14 protein-coding genes are annotated in these 16,254 nt (G+C 65.9%); 6 read left to right on the forward strand and 8 right to left on the reverse strand.

Features of this window, described 5'->3' with window-relative positions; all coding sequences use genetic code 11:
- Positions 1-13: 13 nt before the first annotated feature.
- The 4 genes from OXU50_06895 to OXU50_06910 form a co-directional block, all read right to left on the reverse strand.
- Positions 14-169 (reverse strand): hypothetical protein, encoded by a 156-nt coding sequence (locus OXU50_06895; protein ID MDD9869600.1) that lies wholly within the window; start codon positions 167-169, stop codon positions 14-16.
- A complete protein-coding gene (locus tag OXU50_06900) occupies positions 153-1,196 on the reverse strand; it encodes a folate-binding protein (GenBank protein ID MDD9869601.1) in 1,044 nt (347 codons plus the stop codon). The genes OXU50_06895 and OXU50_06900 overlap by 17 nt, the downstream gene beginning before the upstream one ends.
- A 93-nt stretch (positions 1,197-1,289) precedes the next feature.
- Positions 1,290-4,259 carry a valine--tRNA ligase gene (locus OXU50_06905; protein MDD9869602.1) on the reverse strand — a complete coding sequence of 990 codons (2,970 nt, stop codon included), beginning with the start codon at positions 4,257-4,259 and terminating at the stop codon, positions 1,290-1,292.
- Positions 4,260-4,291: 32 nt separating this feature from the next.
- Positions 4,292-5,785, reverse strand: a complete 1,494-nt coding sequence (locus tag OXU50_06910; GenBank protein ID MDD9869603.1) for a leucyl aminopeptidase — start codon at positions 5,783-5,785, stop codon at positions 4,292-4,294.
- An 88-nt stretch (positions 5,786-5,873) separates the two neighbouring features.
- On the opposite strand from OXU50_06910, the gene lptF reads away from it, so the two are divergent.
- Together lptF and lptG are read left to right on the forward strand one after the other, a co-directional pair.
- Entirely contained in the window at positions 5,874-6,956 is a 1,083-nt protein-coding gene (gene lptF, locus OXU50_06915; GenBank protein ID MDD9869604.1) for an LPS export ABC transporter permease LptF, read from the forward strand.
- 70 nt (positions 6,957-7,026) lie between these two features.
- A complete protein-coding gene (gene lptG, locus OXU50_06920) occupies positions 7,027-8,148 on the forward strand; it encodes an LPS export ABC transporter permease LptG (GenBank protein ID MDD9869605.1) in 1,122 nt (373 codons plus the stop codon).
- 171 nt (positions 8,149-8,319) lie between these two features.
- Here lptG and OXU50_06925 read toward each other — a convergent pair whose 3' ends face one another.
- Positions 8,320-8,841, reverse strand: a complete 522-nt coding sequence (locus OXU50_06925; GenBank protein MDD9869606.1) for an RDD family protein — start codon at positions 8,839-8,841, stop codon at positions 8,320-8,322.
- Between the two features lie 36 nt (positions 8,842-8,877).
- On the opposite strand from OXU50_06925, the gene xerD reads away from it, so the two are divergent.
- Positions 8,878-9,810 (forward strand): site-specific tyrosine recombinase XerD, encoded by a 933-nt coding sequence (xerD, locus tag OXU50_06930; protein ID MDD9869607.1) that lies wholly within the window; start codon positions 8,878-8,880, stop codon positions 9,808-9,810.
- 106 nt (positions 9,811-9,916) lie between these two features.
- The gene (locus OXU50_06935; protein ID MDD9869608.1) at positions 9,917-10,678 is read left to right on the forward strand and encodes a DsbC family protein; all 762 of its coding nucleotides are present in this window, start codon (positions 9,917-9,919) and stop codon (positions 10,676-10,678) included.
- Between the two features lie 34 nt (positions 10,679-10,712).
- Here OXU50_06935 and OXU50_06940 read toward each other — a convergent pair whose 3' ends face one another.
- Both OXU50_06940 and OXU50_06945 read right to left on the reverse strand, forming a co-directional pair.
- The gene (locus OXU50_06940) at positions 10,713-10,916 is read right to left on the reverse strand and encodes a type II toxin-antitoxin system HicA family toxin (GenBank protein MDD9869609.1); all 204 of its coding nucleotides are present in this window, start codon (positions 10,914-10,916) and stop codon (positions 10,713-10,715) included.
- Positions 10,909-11,127 carry a type II toxin-antitoxin system HicB family antitoxin gene (locus tag OXU50_06945; GenBank protein ID MDD9869610.1) on the reverse strand — a complete coding sequence of 73 codons (219 nt, stop codon included), beginning with the start codon at positions 11,125-11,127 and terminating at the stop codon, positions 10,909-10,911. The genes OXU50_06940 and OXU50_06945 overlap by 8 nt, the downstream gene beginning before the upstream one ends.
- Before the next feature lie 207 nt (positions 11,128-11,334).
- Between OXU50_06945 and OXU50_06950 the strand changes: the two genes are divergently transcribed.
- Entirely contained in the window at positions 11,335-11,889 is a 555-nt protein-coding gene (locus OXU50_06950) for a hypothetical protein (GenBank protein MDD9869611.1), read from the forward strand.
- A gap of 3 nt (positions 11,890-11,892) precedes the next feature.
- Here the strand turns inward: OXU50_06950 and OXU50_06955 are convergent, their stop codons facing one another.
- The gene (locus tag OXU50_06955; protein MDD9869612.1) at positions 11,893-15,354 is read right to left on the reverse strand and encodes a UvrD-helicase domain-containing protein; all 3,462 of its coding nucleotides are present in this window, start codon (positions 15,352-15,354) and stop codon (positions 11,893-11,895) included.
- A gap of 121 nt (positions 15,355-15,475) precedes the next feature.
- Between OXU50_06955 and OXU50_06960 the strand changes: the two genes are divergently transcribed.
- The coding region (locus OXU50_06960; GenBank protein ID MDD9869613.1) for an ATP-binding protein at positions 15,476-16,254 on the forward strand (779 nt) is incomplete at its 3' end.

The following is a 16,254-nucleotide window of genomic DNA, read 5'->3' on the forward strand; positions in this document are numbered from 1 at the left end:
GACAGGAAGGTACCTACAAAACCCCGCCCACCGCCAGCAGCAGCACGGCCAGTAGAATCGCGGCGGTGATAAAAAGCGCCGTCGCAAGCCATTGCAGCCGGTCTTTGACGACCAATCCCGCGAGCGCCATCAGCACGATGACGGCGAACAGGCTAATCAATGGTCTCATTCGGGTCCTCCGGGTTGTGGCTTTTGGCGCTGATTTCGTAGGGTTGCGCGCCGATGGAAAGCGTTGCGCCGTCGGGGGCGCCGATGTGCAGGGTGTCGCCGGCGGCGGCCATTCGCAGCATGGCGAGGCCGGGGGAGGGGCCGTCGGGCAGCGGGCAGAAATCAACCACCTGCCCGCAAGGCTCGGTTTGCCGGTCGCTGAAAACCGGGGCGCCGGCGGCCACATCGCGCCCGTCGCTTGAGAACAGGTAAGTCCGGCGTTTCAGTTTGCCGAGGTAGTGGGTGCGGGCGACAATTTCCTGCCCCGGGTAGCAGCCCTTTGAGAAACTGACGCCGCCGAGCAAATCCATGTTGGCCATCTGCGGCACCAGTTCCTCGCTGGTCGCGTCGCTGACATGCGCGATGCCGGACTGGATGTCGCAGCAGCGCCAGGTATCGCAAGTCATCGCCCGGCATCCTTTTTGCACCGCGCCGCGCCACAGTTCAATCAATGTTTCGCCATCCGCGTAAACCGCCGCGCGCGGTTGAATGCCCGGCGTCTTGAAGGCCATCACCGCCGCGCCCGCGCCTGCAACCGCTTTGCCTGCCGCGCCCGCCGCCCGCTCCGGCACTTCACCCGCCGCCGCGCCAATCACGCCAAACCCGGGCAGTTCATCACTCACATCCGACAGTTCCACCTTCGCCCTCAGCACAAACATTGAAAGACGCTTCATCACCGGCGCGACGCGCTCGCGCGGCATCTGCAAATACCAGGCGCCGCCCGCCGCGCGCCCGCCGAAGGCGAGGAAACTGCAATACATTCGCCCCTTCGGATTGCACAACGCCGCAAGCCGCGCCTCGCCCGCGGCCAGTTCGCGCAAGTCGTTGCTGGCCTGGTTGTGCAGAAAATCTTCGGCGTCCTCGCCGCTGATTTTCAGCACGCCGAAGTTATCCAGCGGGCAGACGATGCCGGCGCCGCCAAGGTCAAGGTCGGCGCTGCACACCTGCTGCAAACGCTCCCCCGCAATCCATTCAGCCCACCCGGTCATGCCTGCCAAGCCTCCACGCCGTCATTCAAACCATGCACCGCGCCATGCCAACCAAGCCGCGACGCCCCGCATTCAAACCACCGCACCATGCCGTCAAACCACCGCGCCCCGTTGTTCCGGCTGTCCGCCCGTGTTGCTGAACACTTGCAGTTGCTTGTGATATTTGTCCAGTTGCCCCTCCAGATGTTCGGCCTGAAGGCTTTGCTTCTCAATCACATCCGCCGGCGCCTTGTCGAGGAAATTGCGGTCGGCCAGCCGCGTTCTCATGCCGGCCAGCGTTTTCTCCGTCTTTGCAATCTCTTTCTTCAGCCGCAGCGTCTCGGCCTCGATGTCAATCAGGCCCTCCGCCGGAATCAGAATCTTGACCTGTCCGGCCAGCGCAATCGCCGCCGGCGGCGCCTCGCTGTCGGCGGCCAGCCATTCCAGTTGTCCGATTCCGGCAAGGCGCGCAATCCAGCCGCCGCAGTCGTCGAACAGCGCGCGGTCGGCATCGCCCCAGTTTTGCAGCAGCACCGGCACCGCCCGCCCCGGCGGCACATTCATCTCGGAACGAACCTGGCGAATCGCCGACACAAACGATTGCAATCGCGCCATCGTCCGCTCCGCTTCCGCATCGCGCGCAACATCGCCGCACAGCGGGTAGGGGCGCTGCTGTATGTCGGCTTCATCGTGCCCGGTCAGTGGCTTGATCTGCTGCCATATCTCGGCGGTGATGAACGGAATCACCGGATGCAGCATTCGCAAACACGCCTCCAGCGTGTCCATCAGACAGGCCCGGTTTGCGCGCGCGCTGTCGCTGCCGCCATTGGCGCTGTTGCCATCGCCGCCATCGCCGCCGCCGTCGTCCTGGACAATCTTGGTGATTTCCAGATACCAGTCACAGAAGTCGTGCCAGACAAACTCGTGCATCGCCGCGGCAATCAAATCAAACCGGTATTCCCTGAACCACCGCTCGGTCTGTTCCAGCACGCGATGCAGCCGCGACGCAATCCAGCGGTCGGCCAGCGTCGCCGCCGCGCCCGCGCCAAGCGCGGATTCAGATGGTGACACATTGCCCGCCGCGCCCGCACCGCGCCCGGATTCAGACGGCAACGCACCGCCCGCCGCCGCGCCGCCGTCGCGCACCGGCGCCTCCGGGCAAACCATCACCGCGAACCGCGCCGCGTTCCACAGTTTGTTGCAGAAGTTGCGGTAGCCCTCAATGCGCTGCATGTCAAACTTGATGTCGCGCCCGGTCGAGGCCAGCGCGGCGAAGGTGAAGCGCAGCGCGTCGGTGCCGTAGGCGGCGATGCCGTCGGGGAAGTCCTTGCGCGTGTGCTGCTCGATGCGTTTCGCCATCGCCGGCTGCATCAGGCTCGCGGTGCGCTTGGCGACGAGGTCATCCGGCGAAATGCCGTCAATCAAGTCAATCGGGTCGAGAATGTTGCCCTTTGATTTCGACATTTTCTGCCCCTCAATGTCGCGCACCAGGCCGTGCACATACACCTCGTGAAACGGCACATCGCCGGTGAACTTCAGCCCCGCCATGATCATCCGCGCGACCCAGAAGAAGATGATGTCAAAGCCGGTCACCAGCACGCTGGTCGGGTAAAACGCCTTCATCTCCGGCGTCTGCGACGGCCAGCCCAGCGTCGAGAAAGGCCACAGCGCCGACGAAAACCAGGTGTCCAGCACATCCGGTTCCTGCGTCAGCGCCACTTCGCCGCCCAGGTGGTGCTTGTCGCGCACCGCCTGTTCGGAATCGCCGACATACAGGTTGCCGCTGTCGTCATACCACGCCGGTATCCGGTGCCCCCACCACAGTTGCCTGCTGATGCACCAGTCCTGGATGTTGTCCATCCACTCAAAATAGGTCTTCTCCCAGCGTTTCGGCACAAAGCGCACGCGCCCGTCGCGCACCGCCTCGCACGCCGCCGGCGCCAGTTGCCGCGCGTTGACAAACCACTGGTCGGTCAGGTACGGCTCGATCACCGCGTGGCTGCGGTCGCCGCGCGGCACCGCGTGGCGGTGCGGGCGCTCGTCTTCCAGCAGGCCCTGTTCGCGCAAATCCGCCAGCACGCGCTTGCGCGCCTCAAAGCGGTCCAGCCCGCGGTACGCCTCCGGCGCACGCGCGCCGAGCGTCGCGTCGTCGTTGAACAGGTTGATCATCGGCAAATCGTGGCGCCGCCCGACTTCATAGTCGTTGAAGTCGTGCGCCGGCGTGATCTTGACGCAGCCGGTGCCGAATTCCATCTGCACATAGTCGTCGGCAAGCAGCGGGATGACGCGCCCGGTCAGCGGCAGCGTCAGGCGCCTGCCGATGGAGTCCCGGTAGCGCTCGTCGTCCGGATGAACGGCGGCGGCGGTGTCGCCGAGCAGGGTTTCCGGGCGCGTCGTCGCGACGACGACATGGCCGTCGCCGTCGGCGTACGGGTAGCGAATGTGCCACAGGCGCCCGTCTTCCTCGTTGGAAACCACTTCCAGGTCCGACACCGCGGTTTTCAGCACCGGGTCCCAGTTGACCAGCCGCTTGCCGCGGTAAATCAGCCCCTCGTCGTACAAGCGGACAAACGCCTCGCGCACCGCGTGCGACATGTCGTCGTCCATCGTGAAGCGTTCACGGCTCCAGTCGAGCGACGCGCCGAGGCGGCGCAGTTGCTGCGTGATCATGCCGCCCGACTGTTTCTTCCATTCCCACACCTTTTCAACAAAGGCGTCGCGCCCGAGCGCGAGGCGCGACTGGCCGCCGGCCTCCAGTTGCCGCTCGACGACCATCTGCGTCGCGATGCCGGCGTGGTCGGTGCCGACCTGCCACAGCGTCTTGTCGCCCGACATGCGCCGGTGGCGTATCAGGCAGTCCATCAGCGTAATCTGGAAGGCGTGGCCCATGTGCAGCGTGCCGGTCACATTCGGCGGCGGAATCATGATGCAGCAGGGCGCGCCGTCGCCGCGCGGCGAGAACAGGCCGAGCGATTCCCAGCGCCGGTACCAGCGCTGCTCGATCTGCTCCGGGCGGTAGGTCTTGTCCACGGGTTCGGCGCGCCGGTCGGCGGGCGGCGGCGCGGGCGGACTGTCGCTGCTCATCGGGGCTTTCAGGGGAACTGTCGGGGGGGCTTTCAGGCCCCGGCGCGGTTCAGCAGAAACTCCGTCAGCAGCGGCACCGGGCGCCCCGTCGCGCCCTTGTTCTTGCCGGTGTACCAGGCGACGCCGGCGATGTCCAGGTGCGCCCACCGGTAGTTTTCGGCGAAGCGCGACAGGAAGCAGGCGGCGGTGATGGTGCCGGCCCAGCGCCCGCCGATGTTGGCCATGTCGGCGAAGTTGCTGCTGAGTTGCGGCTGGTATTCGTCCCACAGCGGCAGTTGCCAGGTGCGGTCGCCGGCGCTTTCGCCCGCCGTCAGCAGTTGTTCGGCGAGCGCCTGGTCGTTGCTCATCAGGCCGCTGGCCTCGTTGCCGAGCGCGACGACGCAGGCGCCGGTCAGCGTCGCCACATCCACGACGCATTCGGGCTTGTATTTTCCGACCCAGGTCAGCGCGTCGCACAGCACCAGCCGCCCCTCGGCGTCGGTGTTCAGTATCTCGACGGTCTGCCCCGACATCGTCTTGACGATGTCGCCGGGCCTGCTGGCGCGCCCGCCCGGCATGTTCTCGGCGCACGCCAGCACCGCGACGACATTCAGCGGCAGCCGCAGGCGCACGCAGGCGGCGACGGTGCCGAGCACCGACGCGGCGCCGCACATATCAAACTTCATCTCGTCCATCGCCGCGCTCGGCTTGATCGAGATGCCGCCGGTGTCGAAGGTGATGCCCTTGCCAATCAGCGCGACCGGGCGCTGGCGCGCAGGCCCGCCGCGGTATTCCAGGCAGACCAGGCAGCCGGGAACATGGCTGCCGCGGCTGACCGACAAAAACGCGCCCATGCCGAGGCGCTCCATGTTCTTCTCGCTCAGCACGCGCACGCGCAGTTTGCTTGACGAACGCCCCAGTTTGCGCGCCTGCTCGGCCACATAGGCCGGCGTGCAGACATTGGGCGGCAAGTCGCCCAGTTCGCGCGCCAGGTTGATGCCGTGGGCGATGCCCTCCGACTCGCGGATGGCCGCGCGCGCCTGCGCGACATCGTCGGCGTGGAACACGCAGCGGTCAATGCGGAGTTTGTCCTTTCTCCGGCCCTTGGTCGCGCCGCGCGTGGACAGGTAGCGGTAGCAAGCGTGCTGCAACGCGGTCGCCAGTTGGCGCGTGGCGTGGTGTTCGTCCTTCGGGCGCGCGCCGGAAAAACAATAGAGCACCGACGCCGGCTTCAGCGCCACCGCCGCGTGCGCCGCGGTGCGCGCGATGCGGTCGAAACGCCGGCGGTTCATCTCCTTTCTCTTGCCGAGGCCGATGAGGATGACCGTCTTGTGGCGCGGCTGCGGCGTGTGCAGCACCAGCGTCTTGTTGAAGTCCGCCGAAAAGCCGGCGTTGTGCGCCGCCTGCGAAAGATAGCCGTCGGCGGCGTCGTCCATGTCGTCGAACGCCTGCGAGCGCCCGCGCAAACGGCGCCCGGCGTACAGGGGTATAATGCTGCACGCGCTCGACAGGGACGCCGGGTTTCTTGAAGTGGCTGTTATCTGCATGATGTCCTGTTTCCTGTTGTGGGTGTCAAAGCGCGGTATTTTACCGCATATCCGTTGAAGCACTACCACCGCCGCCGGCCTTTCGGGCATGACCATTTTTGAACGCTATTTCTTCCGCGACCTGCTGGTGAACCTCGCCGCCGTCGTGTCGGTGCTCGCGCTGATGACGGCGGGGCGGCTGCTGATCACGCTGACGGGCAAGGTCGCGGGCGGCAGTTACCCGCCCGACATCGTGCTGCCGCTGCTGCTGCTGGGCACGCTCGACTGGGTCGTGCAGACGCTGCCGTTCAGCGCGATGCTGGCGAGCGTGCTGGTGCTCGGGCGCTATTACCGCGACAACGAGATTTACGCCGCGTTCTCGATTCGCGTCGGCTACCGGCGGATATTCTCGACGCTGATGCGCCTCGGCGCGCCGCTCGCGCTGCTGGCGCTTTACCTGATGATGAATGTGCTGCCGACGGCGCACCAGCAGTTCCGCTTCATCAAGGAATCCGGCAAGCAGCGCGTGGATGTCGGCGCGGTCGGCGCCGGGCGCTTCCTGCAGATGGACGGCGGCGTGCTGTTCATCGAGCGGCGCGACGGCAACGCCGTCGAGGGCGTTTTTGTCGCCGCGCGCCGCGACGGCAAATGGACCGTCGAGACCGCGGCGCGCGGCGAGCAGCGCGGCCCCGAAGGCGGGCGCAAATGGCTGGAACTGCACGATGGCCGCTTCTACGAGCAGGCGCCGGGGCGCGACGGGCTGGTGGTGTCGTCGTACCGGCGCCACTCGGTGCTGCTGCCGCAGCAGGCCACCGACTGGCGCATGGACAAGCCCGACATGATGAGCCTCGCGGCGTTGTGGGCGTCGCCGCTGCCGGCGCACCGCGCCGAATTGCAGTGGCGTTTGTCCATTCCGGTTTCATTGCTGCTGCTGCTGATGATTTCCGAGCCGCTGAGCCGCACGGCGCCGCGCCGCGGGCGCTCGCTGCCGCTGGCCGCGAGCATCGTCTTCTTCCTGATTTACTCGAATGTGCTGGCGCTGGTGACCGGCATGATTGCGTCCGGGCGCCTGCCGGCGGCGCCGGGCGTGTGGCCGGTGCATCTGACGGTGCTGGCGCTGGCGCTGTTCCTGATGCGCCAGCGTGTACGCAGGCCGCGCGCGGCGGCGGCGCCAATCAAGGGGGCGGCGTGAGGCGGGCCGATTGCCGCCGCGTGCGCGCGATGCACGCGGCAATGCAGGGAACGGCGCGGGCGAGGGCGGCGTGAGGCAGATAGACCGCTATCTCGGGCGCAGTTTGCTGGGCGGCGCCGCGCTTGCGTTGCTGGCGCTGGCGGCGGTGGACGCGATGATCAGCCTGGTGGACGAGGTCAAGGATGTGGACGACGACTACACGCTGGCCGACGCCGCCTTCTACACGCTGCTGATGCTGGTCGCCGGCGTGTATGAACTGCTGCCGGTGGCGGTGCTGATTGGCGCCGTCATCAGCCTCGGCAACCTGGCCGCGCAGTCGGAACTGGTCGCGTTTCGCGCGTTGCACTATTCGCGCGCGCGCATCACCGCGTCGGTGCTGATGACCGGCGCGCTGCTGATGCTGTTCACCTTTGCATTGGGCGAGACGGTGGTGCCTGCCGCGGTCGGCAAGGCGCATCAAATCAAGCACTCACGGCAGGCGTCGCCGAGCGCGCTGGATGGCGTGGGGGAAAGTGTTGAACAAGGAGGCGCACAAAGGGCCGAACAAAGGGCCGCTGGCCGCTGGCTGCGCGACGGGCGTCATTTTATTCACATCGGCGGGGTCGCCGCCGATGGCCGGCACGCCGAGGTCAGGGTGTACGAATTGAACGACGAACACCATCTGGCGCGGATTATCGAGGCCGGGCGCGCGCGGGCGACGGCGGATGAATGGGTGCTGGCTGATGTCACGCTGAGCGAACTGCGCGGCGGCGAGGTCTCCATCACCCGCCGCGAGCGCCTGCATCTGCCGCGTGCGGCGCCCGGCGGGGCCGGCGAGCGTGATGTGTCGGAGTTAAACCCCGCCGCGATGAATGTCTTCCAGTTGTTTGATTATGTGGAGTTTCTTCGCGCCAGCAAATTGTCCGGCGCGCGCGCCGAACTGGCGTTGTGGACCCGTTTCAGCGCCGCGCTCTCAATCATCGTCATGCTGCTGCTGGCGATGCCGTGGATCTTCTTTTCGGCGCGCAGCGCGGGTTCCGGCAAGCGCCTGTTCTTCGCCATCCTGATCAGCCTCGCCTACATGATCGGCAGCCGCGTCATCGGCGACGCGGCGGTGGTCTGGCAGATGCCGCCGGTCGTCGGCGCGTTCCTGCCGGTCGCGCTGTTCGCCGCCGCCGGCGCCGTCCTGCTGAAACGGCTGCAAGCGGGTTAGTCCGTGTGCGTCGCCGCCGGTCACTGTTGGCTTTCTGGCAGGCGGTTGCGCCACGCGAGGCATTCATCGTTGAACAGGTCGGTGGCAGGTTCAGGTCCTGATGCGCCGAGCGACAGCATCGCGGTACGCCGGCCAAAGATGTTGCCGCTCCGCTGAGACGCTGCAAGCAGGTTAGTTTTGGTGCGCGTCGTCGCTCGCCACCAACCGGCTCGCCGACAGGCGGTCGTGCCACGCGAGGCGTTCGTTGTTGAACAGGGCGGCGACAAAACCAAGACCGAGTGTGGTCAGCGACAGCATCGCCGCCGCGAACCGCAGCAGCGCGGTGCGCCAGTTGACATTGCCGCCGCCGTCGGCGACGACGCGGATTTTCCAGGTCTTCATGCCGGGCGTCTGCCCACCGTGCGTCCAGAACCAGGTGAAATAGGCCGCAATCAGCGCATACAGAAAGGCCGCATAGACGGGGTAGAGGGGGTGTTCCGGCGTGATGCCGGCGATGCTCCACGGCAGCGACGCCAGCGCCAGCACGGCGAACACGAACAGCGCGTCATAGAACATCGCCGCAGCGCGCCTTGCAAGGCCGACGCCCCGGACGCCGCCGCCGATGCCTCGAACGCCGCCGCTGGCGCCCCCGATGCCATCGCCAGCGCCCTCACTGCCGCCGCCGCCGGCGTCTTTGTCGCGGTTTTGTGCCATAATCCGGTAATGGGAGATTCAGTGATGAACTCAACGATGAAGGGGGCTTGCGGCGGCGCCGCCGCCGAATTGCCGCCCGGCGAGCGTAGTCTAATCGAAAGCTTCATCGGCGGCGCGTTTTCCGAGCGCGGGCTGTCGCGCAACACGCTGGCGGCCTACCGCCGCGACCTGGCCGGTTTCGCCGCGTGGCTGCGCCGGCGCGGCACGGCGCTTGCAAACGCGGGCCGCGGCGACTTGCAGGACTGCCTCGCCGACCGCATGCGGCGCGGCTACGCATCGCGTTCCAACGCGCGCTGGTTGTCGTCGCTGCGCGGGTTTTATGCGTGGATGGTGCGCGAGAAACGCGCCGCCCGCAATCCGTGCGAGCGGATGCCGTCGCCGCGCGCGGGCCGCAAACTGCCGCCGGTGCTGCGCGAGAACGAAGTCGAGCAACTGCTGGAGGCGCCCGACACCGCCACCGCGCACGGCCTGCGCGACAAGGCGATGCTGGAATTGATGTACGCCGGCGGCCTGCGGGTCTCGGAACTGGTCGGCCTGACCTTCCCGCAGGTCTTTGCCGACGGCGGCTACCTGAAAATCACCGGCAAGGGCGGCAAGGAGCGGCTGGTGCCAATCGGCGAGGAGGCCTGCGAATGCCTGCAACGCTACCTCGACGACGCGCGCCCGCAACTGATGAAAGGGCGCGGCGAGTGCGAGGCGGTGTTTGTGTCGCGGCGCGGCGCCGGCATCACGCGGCAGACTTTCTGGCACGGCCTGAAGCAACTGGCGCGCAAGGCCGGCATCGCCCGCCCGTTCTCGCCGCACACGATACGCCACGCCTTCGCGACGCACCTGCTCGACCACGGCGCCGACCTGCGGACGGTGCAGATGCTGCTCGGCCACAGCGACCTTTCAACAACGCAAATCTACACGCACATCGCCAACCGGCGGCTGAAGGATTTGCACCGCGCACACCACCCGCGGGGCTGAACGGATGCGCGGGTTTCAGTTTTTTGCATTGCCGGCGCTTGCGGCGTTGCTTGTGCGGCGTGCGCGAGCCGTTCGGTGCATATTTAGCGTTTTGCGGAAGGCGGGGTTGAACGCGCTGACTGCGCGGCGCACGCGCAGCGTTCGGACTGGCCGGGGCATTCTTGCGGCGCCGTTGATGCTGTTTGCGCTGCTCGCCGCGCCCGCCGTTGCCGACCGGCAGAGCGTGATTGACGGCCTGAACCGGCTGGTGCCCGACCTTGGCGAGGTGACGGTTACCGAGACGCCGATGCCGGGCATTTACCAGGTTATTCACGCGGGCGGCGTGGTTTATGCGAGCGACGACGGCAAATATCTGCTGTACGGGTCGCTGGTTGACCTTGAAAAGCAGGTTGACCTGACCGAAGTGGCGCTCAACGACTTTCGCAAGAACGCGCTGGCGCCGCTGACGCAGAACCGCCTGATTCCGTTTCCGGCGCGCAACGCCCGCCATGAAGTCATCGTCTTTACCGATGTAACCTGCGGCTATTGCCGCAAGTTTCACCGCAACATGCGCCGCATGAACGACCTCGGCATCAGCGTGAATTACCTGCTGACGCCGGTGCTGAGCGACCAGGCCCGCGCCGACGCCGTCAATGTCTGGTGTGCGCGCGACCGCAGCGCGGCGCTGACCGCCGCCAAACGCGGCCAGCCTTTGCCGAACAAGCAGTGCGAGACCCCAATTGACAGCAACCTGCGCCTCGCCAAATCACTGCGCGTCAGCGGCACGCCGGCCATCTTCCTGGCCGGCGGCTCGCTGCTGCCGGGCTATGTCGAACCGGACAAACTGCTGGACATGATTGAAAAGGAGCCGGCGGGCGCGGCGCAATGAACGGCGGCGCCCCAATTGTCACGGACAGTTGAAATCAATCAGAACCATTCGTTACCAGTTGGTACAGCATCTTGACAATTTTGGGATGCAGCGTTCTCCCCGCATGAAAGGGCAGGACGAACCTTTCCCGACCTCTTTGGTATATCCGGTGACTTCCCCTGCTTCTGACATTCCGGAACCCCGCCCTGACAAGCATCTTCTCCGCTTCCCGGGCAGTCAGTCTCGGCAGTTCAGGCAACGCCGATGTCCATGGTGGCCGTCAGTATTTCCTTGCTTGCGAAATATGATTTTTCTTCCGCCGACAAAGTTTCCAGATACAAAGCCGCCGCTTCCTTTATGTTGTCCAGAACTTCCTCCAGGGACTCCCCTTGAGTGTGGCATCCTTTCATTGCCGGGCAGAAGGCATAATATCCGTAATCATCTTTTTCGATTACTACGCCGAATTTCATGTCATTGCCTCCGTTGCTTCCTCCCGCGGAGCGGGCGGCCCGCAGGTGATTTCCCCATTCTATCATCAAACACCGTTACTGCGCGGAATGCCCCGGGAAAATTGACCGGTTCGCCGGATGGTTTCCCGCTGTGCTTCCAGGCGTGCTACATTGATGGAAAGGCGCCGCTTTGGGCGCAATGCAATGACAAGGCATTGAGGAATTGAGTTGCGGCACGCAAACAAAGTGGGATTTCGCGGGTGGGCCGGGTGTTCGTTCCGGGTGTTCTTTGCGGCGTTGGCGGCGGCGGGTTTGCTGGTTGTTGCAGGTTGTCAGGGCGGTTTCACCCGGCTGGACGGGCAGTGCGGCGATTATCCCTGCTGCTGGAGCCGCGATGCCGTCCGCGCGGAATTGGGCAAAAACCATATCCTGAAAGGGGTTGAACTGAAATCATATGCCGGCGAGATTGCCGTTCACGACCCCGCCAACTGGTGGACAAAAAGCAGGATAACGGGGGAGAGTTGTTCTTTTGTGGTCGCCGGGGACGGGCAGGGGCGGACTGTCGTGGAGGCCTCTTTTTTGCCGGAGCCGGTTGTGTTGTCCATCCCGATGTCGAATGTGAATTTCTACATGGGGCAAGTGAACGAGGATCAGATGATCGTCTTGCAGCAGCATCCCGCCGGGGCCAGCCTTTCCTGGTCCAATTTCAACGAAAAAGGTTTTCTGAATTACGGCGACTGTTCCGACGACGGCTACTTCATCAAGGAGTGCGCCCGTTACTGACGCTCAGTAGTCGTGGAGTTGGCCGTTGGCGGTCAGCAGCAGCGAGGTTCGCAGTTTCCGGTTCGGGAACAGTTTTTTGACGCCGTCGCGGTAGCAAAGCATCTGCCCGCGGTAGCGCTCGCCGAGGGTTTCGGCGTCGCCGTTGCGGTGGGTTTTGTAGTCCACCAGCCAGGCCGAGTCCTTGCCGACGCACAGGCGGTCGAGCGTGCCGAAGACCTGTTCGCCGCCATCGCGGTAGAGCAGCGGCATTTCATTGTGCACGCGCTGGTAGAGGGCGTCGGTGAACAGGTCGGCCAGGTGCGGTTGGCGCACCAGATTCCATGCCTCGCGCACCCACGCCGCCAGCGATTCGCCGTCGGCGCCGTATTCCTGCGACAGGCGGTCGCACAGCGCGCCGGAATCGGCGAAATCCGATGTGTTCAGCAGTTGCAGCGCGCGGTGGATAATCTGGCCGCGCCGCGCGCCGTCTTCGTCGGATGAGAAGGTTGCGGCGGCATGGGTTGCGGTTTGGCTCGGACTTCTCGCCGCCGCAATTCGCGGCGCCGTCGGTGGTTTATCGCCTTCAAGGCGAGACGTTGGTGGTTGCGGCGCCGGTTCATCATCTACGGTGTGCGCTGTCGGTGGTTGCGGCGACGCCGGTTCGCCGTCTCCGGTGTGCGCTGCCGGTGTTTGCAACGGCGCCGGTTTGCCGTTTTTGGCGCGTGCGGCGGGTGGTTTTGGCGCTTTGCCGGTGCGGGCGAGGGCGTCGTCGCCGAGCAGGCCATCCTCGCCGATGGCGTCGCTTATTCTCGCGTACCAGTGATTGCCACCGGGCTTGCCGCTGCCCGACACGAACAGGTATTGCTTCGCCCGCGTCAGCGCGACATACAGCAGGTTGGCATCTTCGCGTCGCTCGCGTTGTTCGCGCTGCTCGACGAGGCTGTGCAGCGCGCCGCCGCGCCCGGCCTTTGCCGGCAGCAGCGCGAACTGGTCGGGTTTGCCGGCGCCGGGCGGCCACTGCACCAGCGGCTGGTAGGTGTCCTTGTTGCGCTTTGTCGGCGCGCAGTCGGCCAGAAAGACGACCGGCGCCTCCAGCCCCTTGGCGCCGTGTATCGTCATCAGGCGCACGCAGCCGCTGTCTGTCGGCGCGTGCGTGGCGGCGCGCCGGCCACCGAGACGGCGCAGGGTTTTCAGGTTGTGCAGGAAGCGTTCGGTGTCGGGATAGCGCCCGCTGTCGAAGTCAAGCGCGTATTCCAGCAGCGCGTTCAGGTGGTCGCCGACGCGCTCGCTTTCCGGCTCCGGGACGGCGCGCCGGTAGCGCTGCGCGAGACCGGCCTCGCCGTAGATGCGGTCGAGCAGGTCGTGCGGCGGCAGTTGGCCGCGCAGTGCGATCCACGACGCCAGTTGGCGTTCAATGGCCCGCCATTGCGGGGCGGCGGCGTCTTCGGCGTTCTCTTCGGCCAGCCGCGCGAGTTTGCGTTGCCAGCAGTCGCCCGGCGTTCGCGCGATTTGCCACAACTGTTCGTCGCTCAGCGAGTAGATCGGCGAGCGGAGCACGACGGCGAGCGCGTCGTCGCGGCGCGGGTTTTGCAGGAATTCCAGCAGCGCGATGATATCCGCCGCCTCCAGCGAGGTCAGGAAATTCTGCTCGTGCGCGCTGACGGACGGGACGCCTTCGGTGCGAAGCGCTTGCAGGAATTCGCCGAAGTGCGTCGTCTGCCGCGCGAGGATGATGATGTCGCCGTATTGAAGCGGGCGCTGCCGGCCGCCGTCCTCAACGGGCAGGCCGCTGGCGGCCAGTTGCCTGATGGCGGCGGCAACCTGCGCCGCTTCCCGCCCGGAAGCGGCCTGCGACGCCGGGCGCGGCTCGTGCAGCGGGTTGCGCCAGTTGCACGACGGCTTTTCGCCGGGTTCGCGCAGGCCGAGCAGGCGCACGCCGCCGGCGATGTCGCGCAGCGTGTCGTGCGCCTGGAAATCGTCGGGAACCGGCTGGGCGGTGTTGGCCGGGCGTGGGGACGGCGCGTTGTTGTGCGTTTGGGAATCGTCGGGAAGCGGCTGTCTTGCATCCGGCTCCGCGCTGAAAACGCGGTTGACGCAATCCATCAGCGGCTGCGCCGAGCGGCGGGATGTGTTCATCCGCAGGTGCAGGCTGCCCGGGCATTTTTCTTTCAGCCACCGGGCCGCGGCCCGTTGCAGTTCCGGGTCGGCGCGGCGAAAGCCGTAGATGGACTGCTTGACATCGCCGACGATGAACACGCTGCCGCCCCCCTGCGAGACAATCTCGTCCAGCAGCGGTTGCAGCAGTTGCCACTGGCCCGGGTTGGTGTCCTGGAATTCGTCCACCAGGAGATGCTCGATTTTGCTGCCGAGGCGGTACTGCATGTGGAGTTCGCCGTGCAGCAGCAGTTGGCTGCCTTCCCATTCCAGGTCGTCAAAATCAAGCAGGCCGTTTTCGCGCTTGAGGTCGCGGTAAATCCGGCACAGGCGGTCGCCGGCGTGGTGCCATGCGACTCTCAGGCGTTCGTTGCGGTGTTGCAGCAGGCGTTCCCTGGTCGCGCGGACGGCGCCGGCGAGGCCGTCGTAATCGAGCGAATTCAGCGCCTCGACAAACCAGTCGGGCGAGTTCTTGCCCGGCACGGCGCGGGGTTTGTGGTCTTTTGTGAAGAAGCAGTGATACAAGCCGTCAAAGGCCTCGTCGTCCAGCGTTGTGCGCGCCGCCAGCGTTTGCAGCGTCTCGCCCCGGCTGCGGTTTGTTTTTGTGTCGCTGCGAAGCAGCGCGTCGGCGTATTGCGCGGCGCGCTTGCGGATGCCGGCCCGCCAGAGGGTCTTCAATTCGCCCGCCTCGTCCGCGCCGTCGTCGCGGAATGTCTCCAGCCCGCCGCCGCCGCGCGTGAACGCCAGCCAGTCGTTGCGGTGCGCCAGAAACGCCTTCAGCGCCTGGCGGGTGTTTTCAATGCCGTTGCACAGCGCAAACAGCGTGTCGAGCGCGCGGGTGAAGTCGCCGCCGGATTGCCGCGCCGCCTGCGCGAACAATTCGTCCATCGCGCGGTCGTGCAGTTCCTCGACATGCTCGGCAATCTGAAAGTTCAGCGGCACGCCGGCCTGAAGCGGAAACAGCCGCAGCATCTGCTGGCAGAAGGCGTGAAAGGTTGTCATCTGCACCGGCTCGGACGCATAGAGCAGCGTTTCATACAGTTGCGCCGCCGCGCGCCGCCGCGGCGCGGTCCCGACGATGCCGATTTGCCGCAGGTGGCCGTCCAGTTCGTCCGCCGGCGCGGTGCTCCATTGCAGCAGCCGCGTCATCAGGCGCTCGCGCATTTCGTCGGCGGCCTTGTTGGTGAAGGTGATGGCGAGGATGGAGCCGGGCGCGCGGCCCGCCAGCAGCAGCCGCAGGATGCGCGACACCAGCAGCCAGGTCTTGCCGGTGCCCGCCGACGCGGAGACGATGCCGCTGGTTTCGGGCGTCAGGATTTCGGAATAATCCATGATGGCGTGGCTGATTGCGGTGATTGTGTGATTCGGGGCGCCGCGAGGTTTCCCTGCGGCGGCAATCCGGTGATAATACCCGCTTTGCCGCCGCCCGACCGCCCAATCTTCCCCCAACACCATGCCAAGCCGCGCCAGCAAGCGTTATGACGCCGCCGACATAGAAATTCTCGGCGGCCTGGAGCCGGTTCGCAAGCGCCCGGAGATGTTCACCGACACCTCCAGCCCGACCCACCTCGTGCAGGAGGCGATAGACAACAGCGTGGACGAGGCGCTCGCGGGCCATGCCACGCGGGTGGAGGTGGTGCTGCACGACGACGGCTCCATCACCGTCGGCGACGACGGGCGCGGCATGCCGGTGGACCCGCACCCGGTTCGCAAACTGCCCGGCGTTGAGGTGATTCTGACGACGCTGCACGCCGGCAGCAAATTCTCGGGCCGCCAGTACCGCTTTGCCGGCGGCCTGCACGGCGTCGGCATTTCCATCGTCAACGCGCTTTCAACGCGCCTTGAGGTGCGGGTGAAGCGCGACGGCTGCGTGTATGGCATGGACTTCAGGAACGGGCGCCGCACATCAAAACTGAAGGTGCTGCGCCGCCTGAAAAAACGCGCCACCGGCACCGAGATTCGTTTCTGGCCCGACCCGGATTTCTTTGATACATCAAGCTTTGACAGCGCCAAACTGATGCACTTGCTGAAAGCCAAGGCGGTGCTGTGCGCCGGGCTGATCACGCGCCTGAGCGGCGCCGACGGCGGCGACAGGCAGACCTGCCGCTACAAAGACGGTCTGCCGCAGTATTTCGCCGAGCGCTGCGGCGACGGCGAGGCGCTGCTTGAACGCGACTTCTGCGGCGAGCGCGAACTGGACGACGCGCAGGAACTGCGCTGGTGCCTGAACTG

The organism is Gammaproteobacteria bacterium (assembly GCA_028817225.1).
In the GTDB taxonomy this organism is placed as follows: domain Bacteria; phylum Pseudomonadota; class Gammaproteobacteria; order Poriferisulfidales; family Oxydemutatoraceae; genus Oxydemutator.

Coding starts and splice junctions, on each gene's coding strand:
- OXU50_06895 (MDD9869600.1), bottom strand. CDS start 169: ATGAGACCATTGATTAGCCTGTTCGCCGTCATCGTGCTGATGGCGCTC.
- OXU50_06900 (MDD9869601.1), bottom strand. CDS start 1,196: ATGACCGGGTGGGCTGAATGGATTGCGGGGGAGCGTTTGCAGCAGGTG.
- OXU50_06905 (MDD9869602.1), bottom strand. CDS start 4,259: ATGAGCAGCGACAGTCCGCCCGCGCCGCCGCCCGCCGACCGGCGCGCC.
- OXU50_06910 (MDD9869603.1), bottom strand. CDS start 5,785: ATGCAGATAACAGCCACTTCAAGAAACCCGGCGTCCCTGTCGAGCGCG.
- lptF (MDD9869604.1), top strand. CDS start 5,874: ATGACCATTTTTGAACGCTATTTCTTCCGCGACCTGCTGGTGAACCTC.
- OXU50_06925 (MDD9869606.1), bottom strand. CDS start 8,841: ATGGCACAAAACCGCGACAAAGACGCCGGCGGCGGCGGCAGTGAGGGC.
- xerD (MDD9869607.1), top strand. CDS start 8,878: ATGAAGGGGGCTTGCGGCGGCGCCGCCGCCGAATTGCCGCCCGGCGAG.
- OXU50_06945 (MDD9869610.1), bottom strand. CDS start 11,127: ATGAAATTCGGCGTAGTAATCGAAAAAGATGATTACGGATATTATGCC.
- OXU50_06955 (MDD9869612.1), bottom strand. CDS start 15,354: ATGGATTATTCCGAAATCCTGACGCCCGAAACCAGCGGCATCGTCTCC.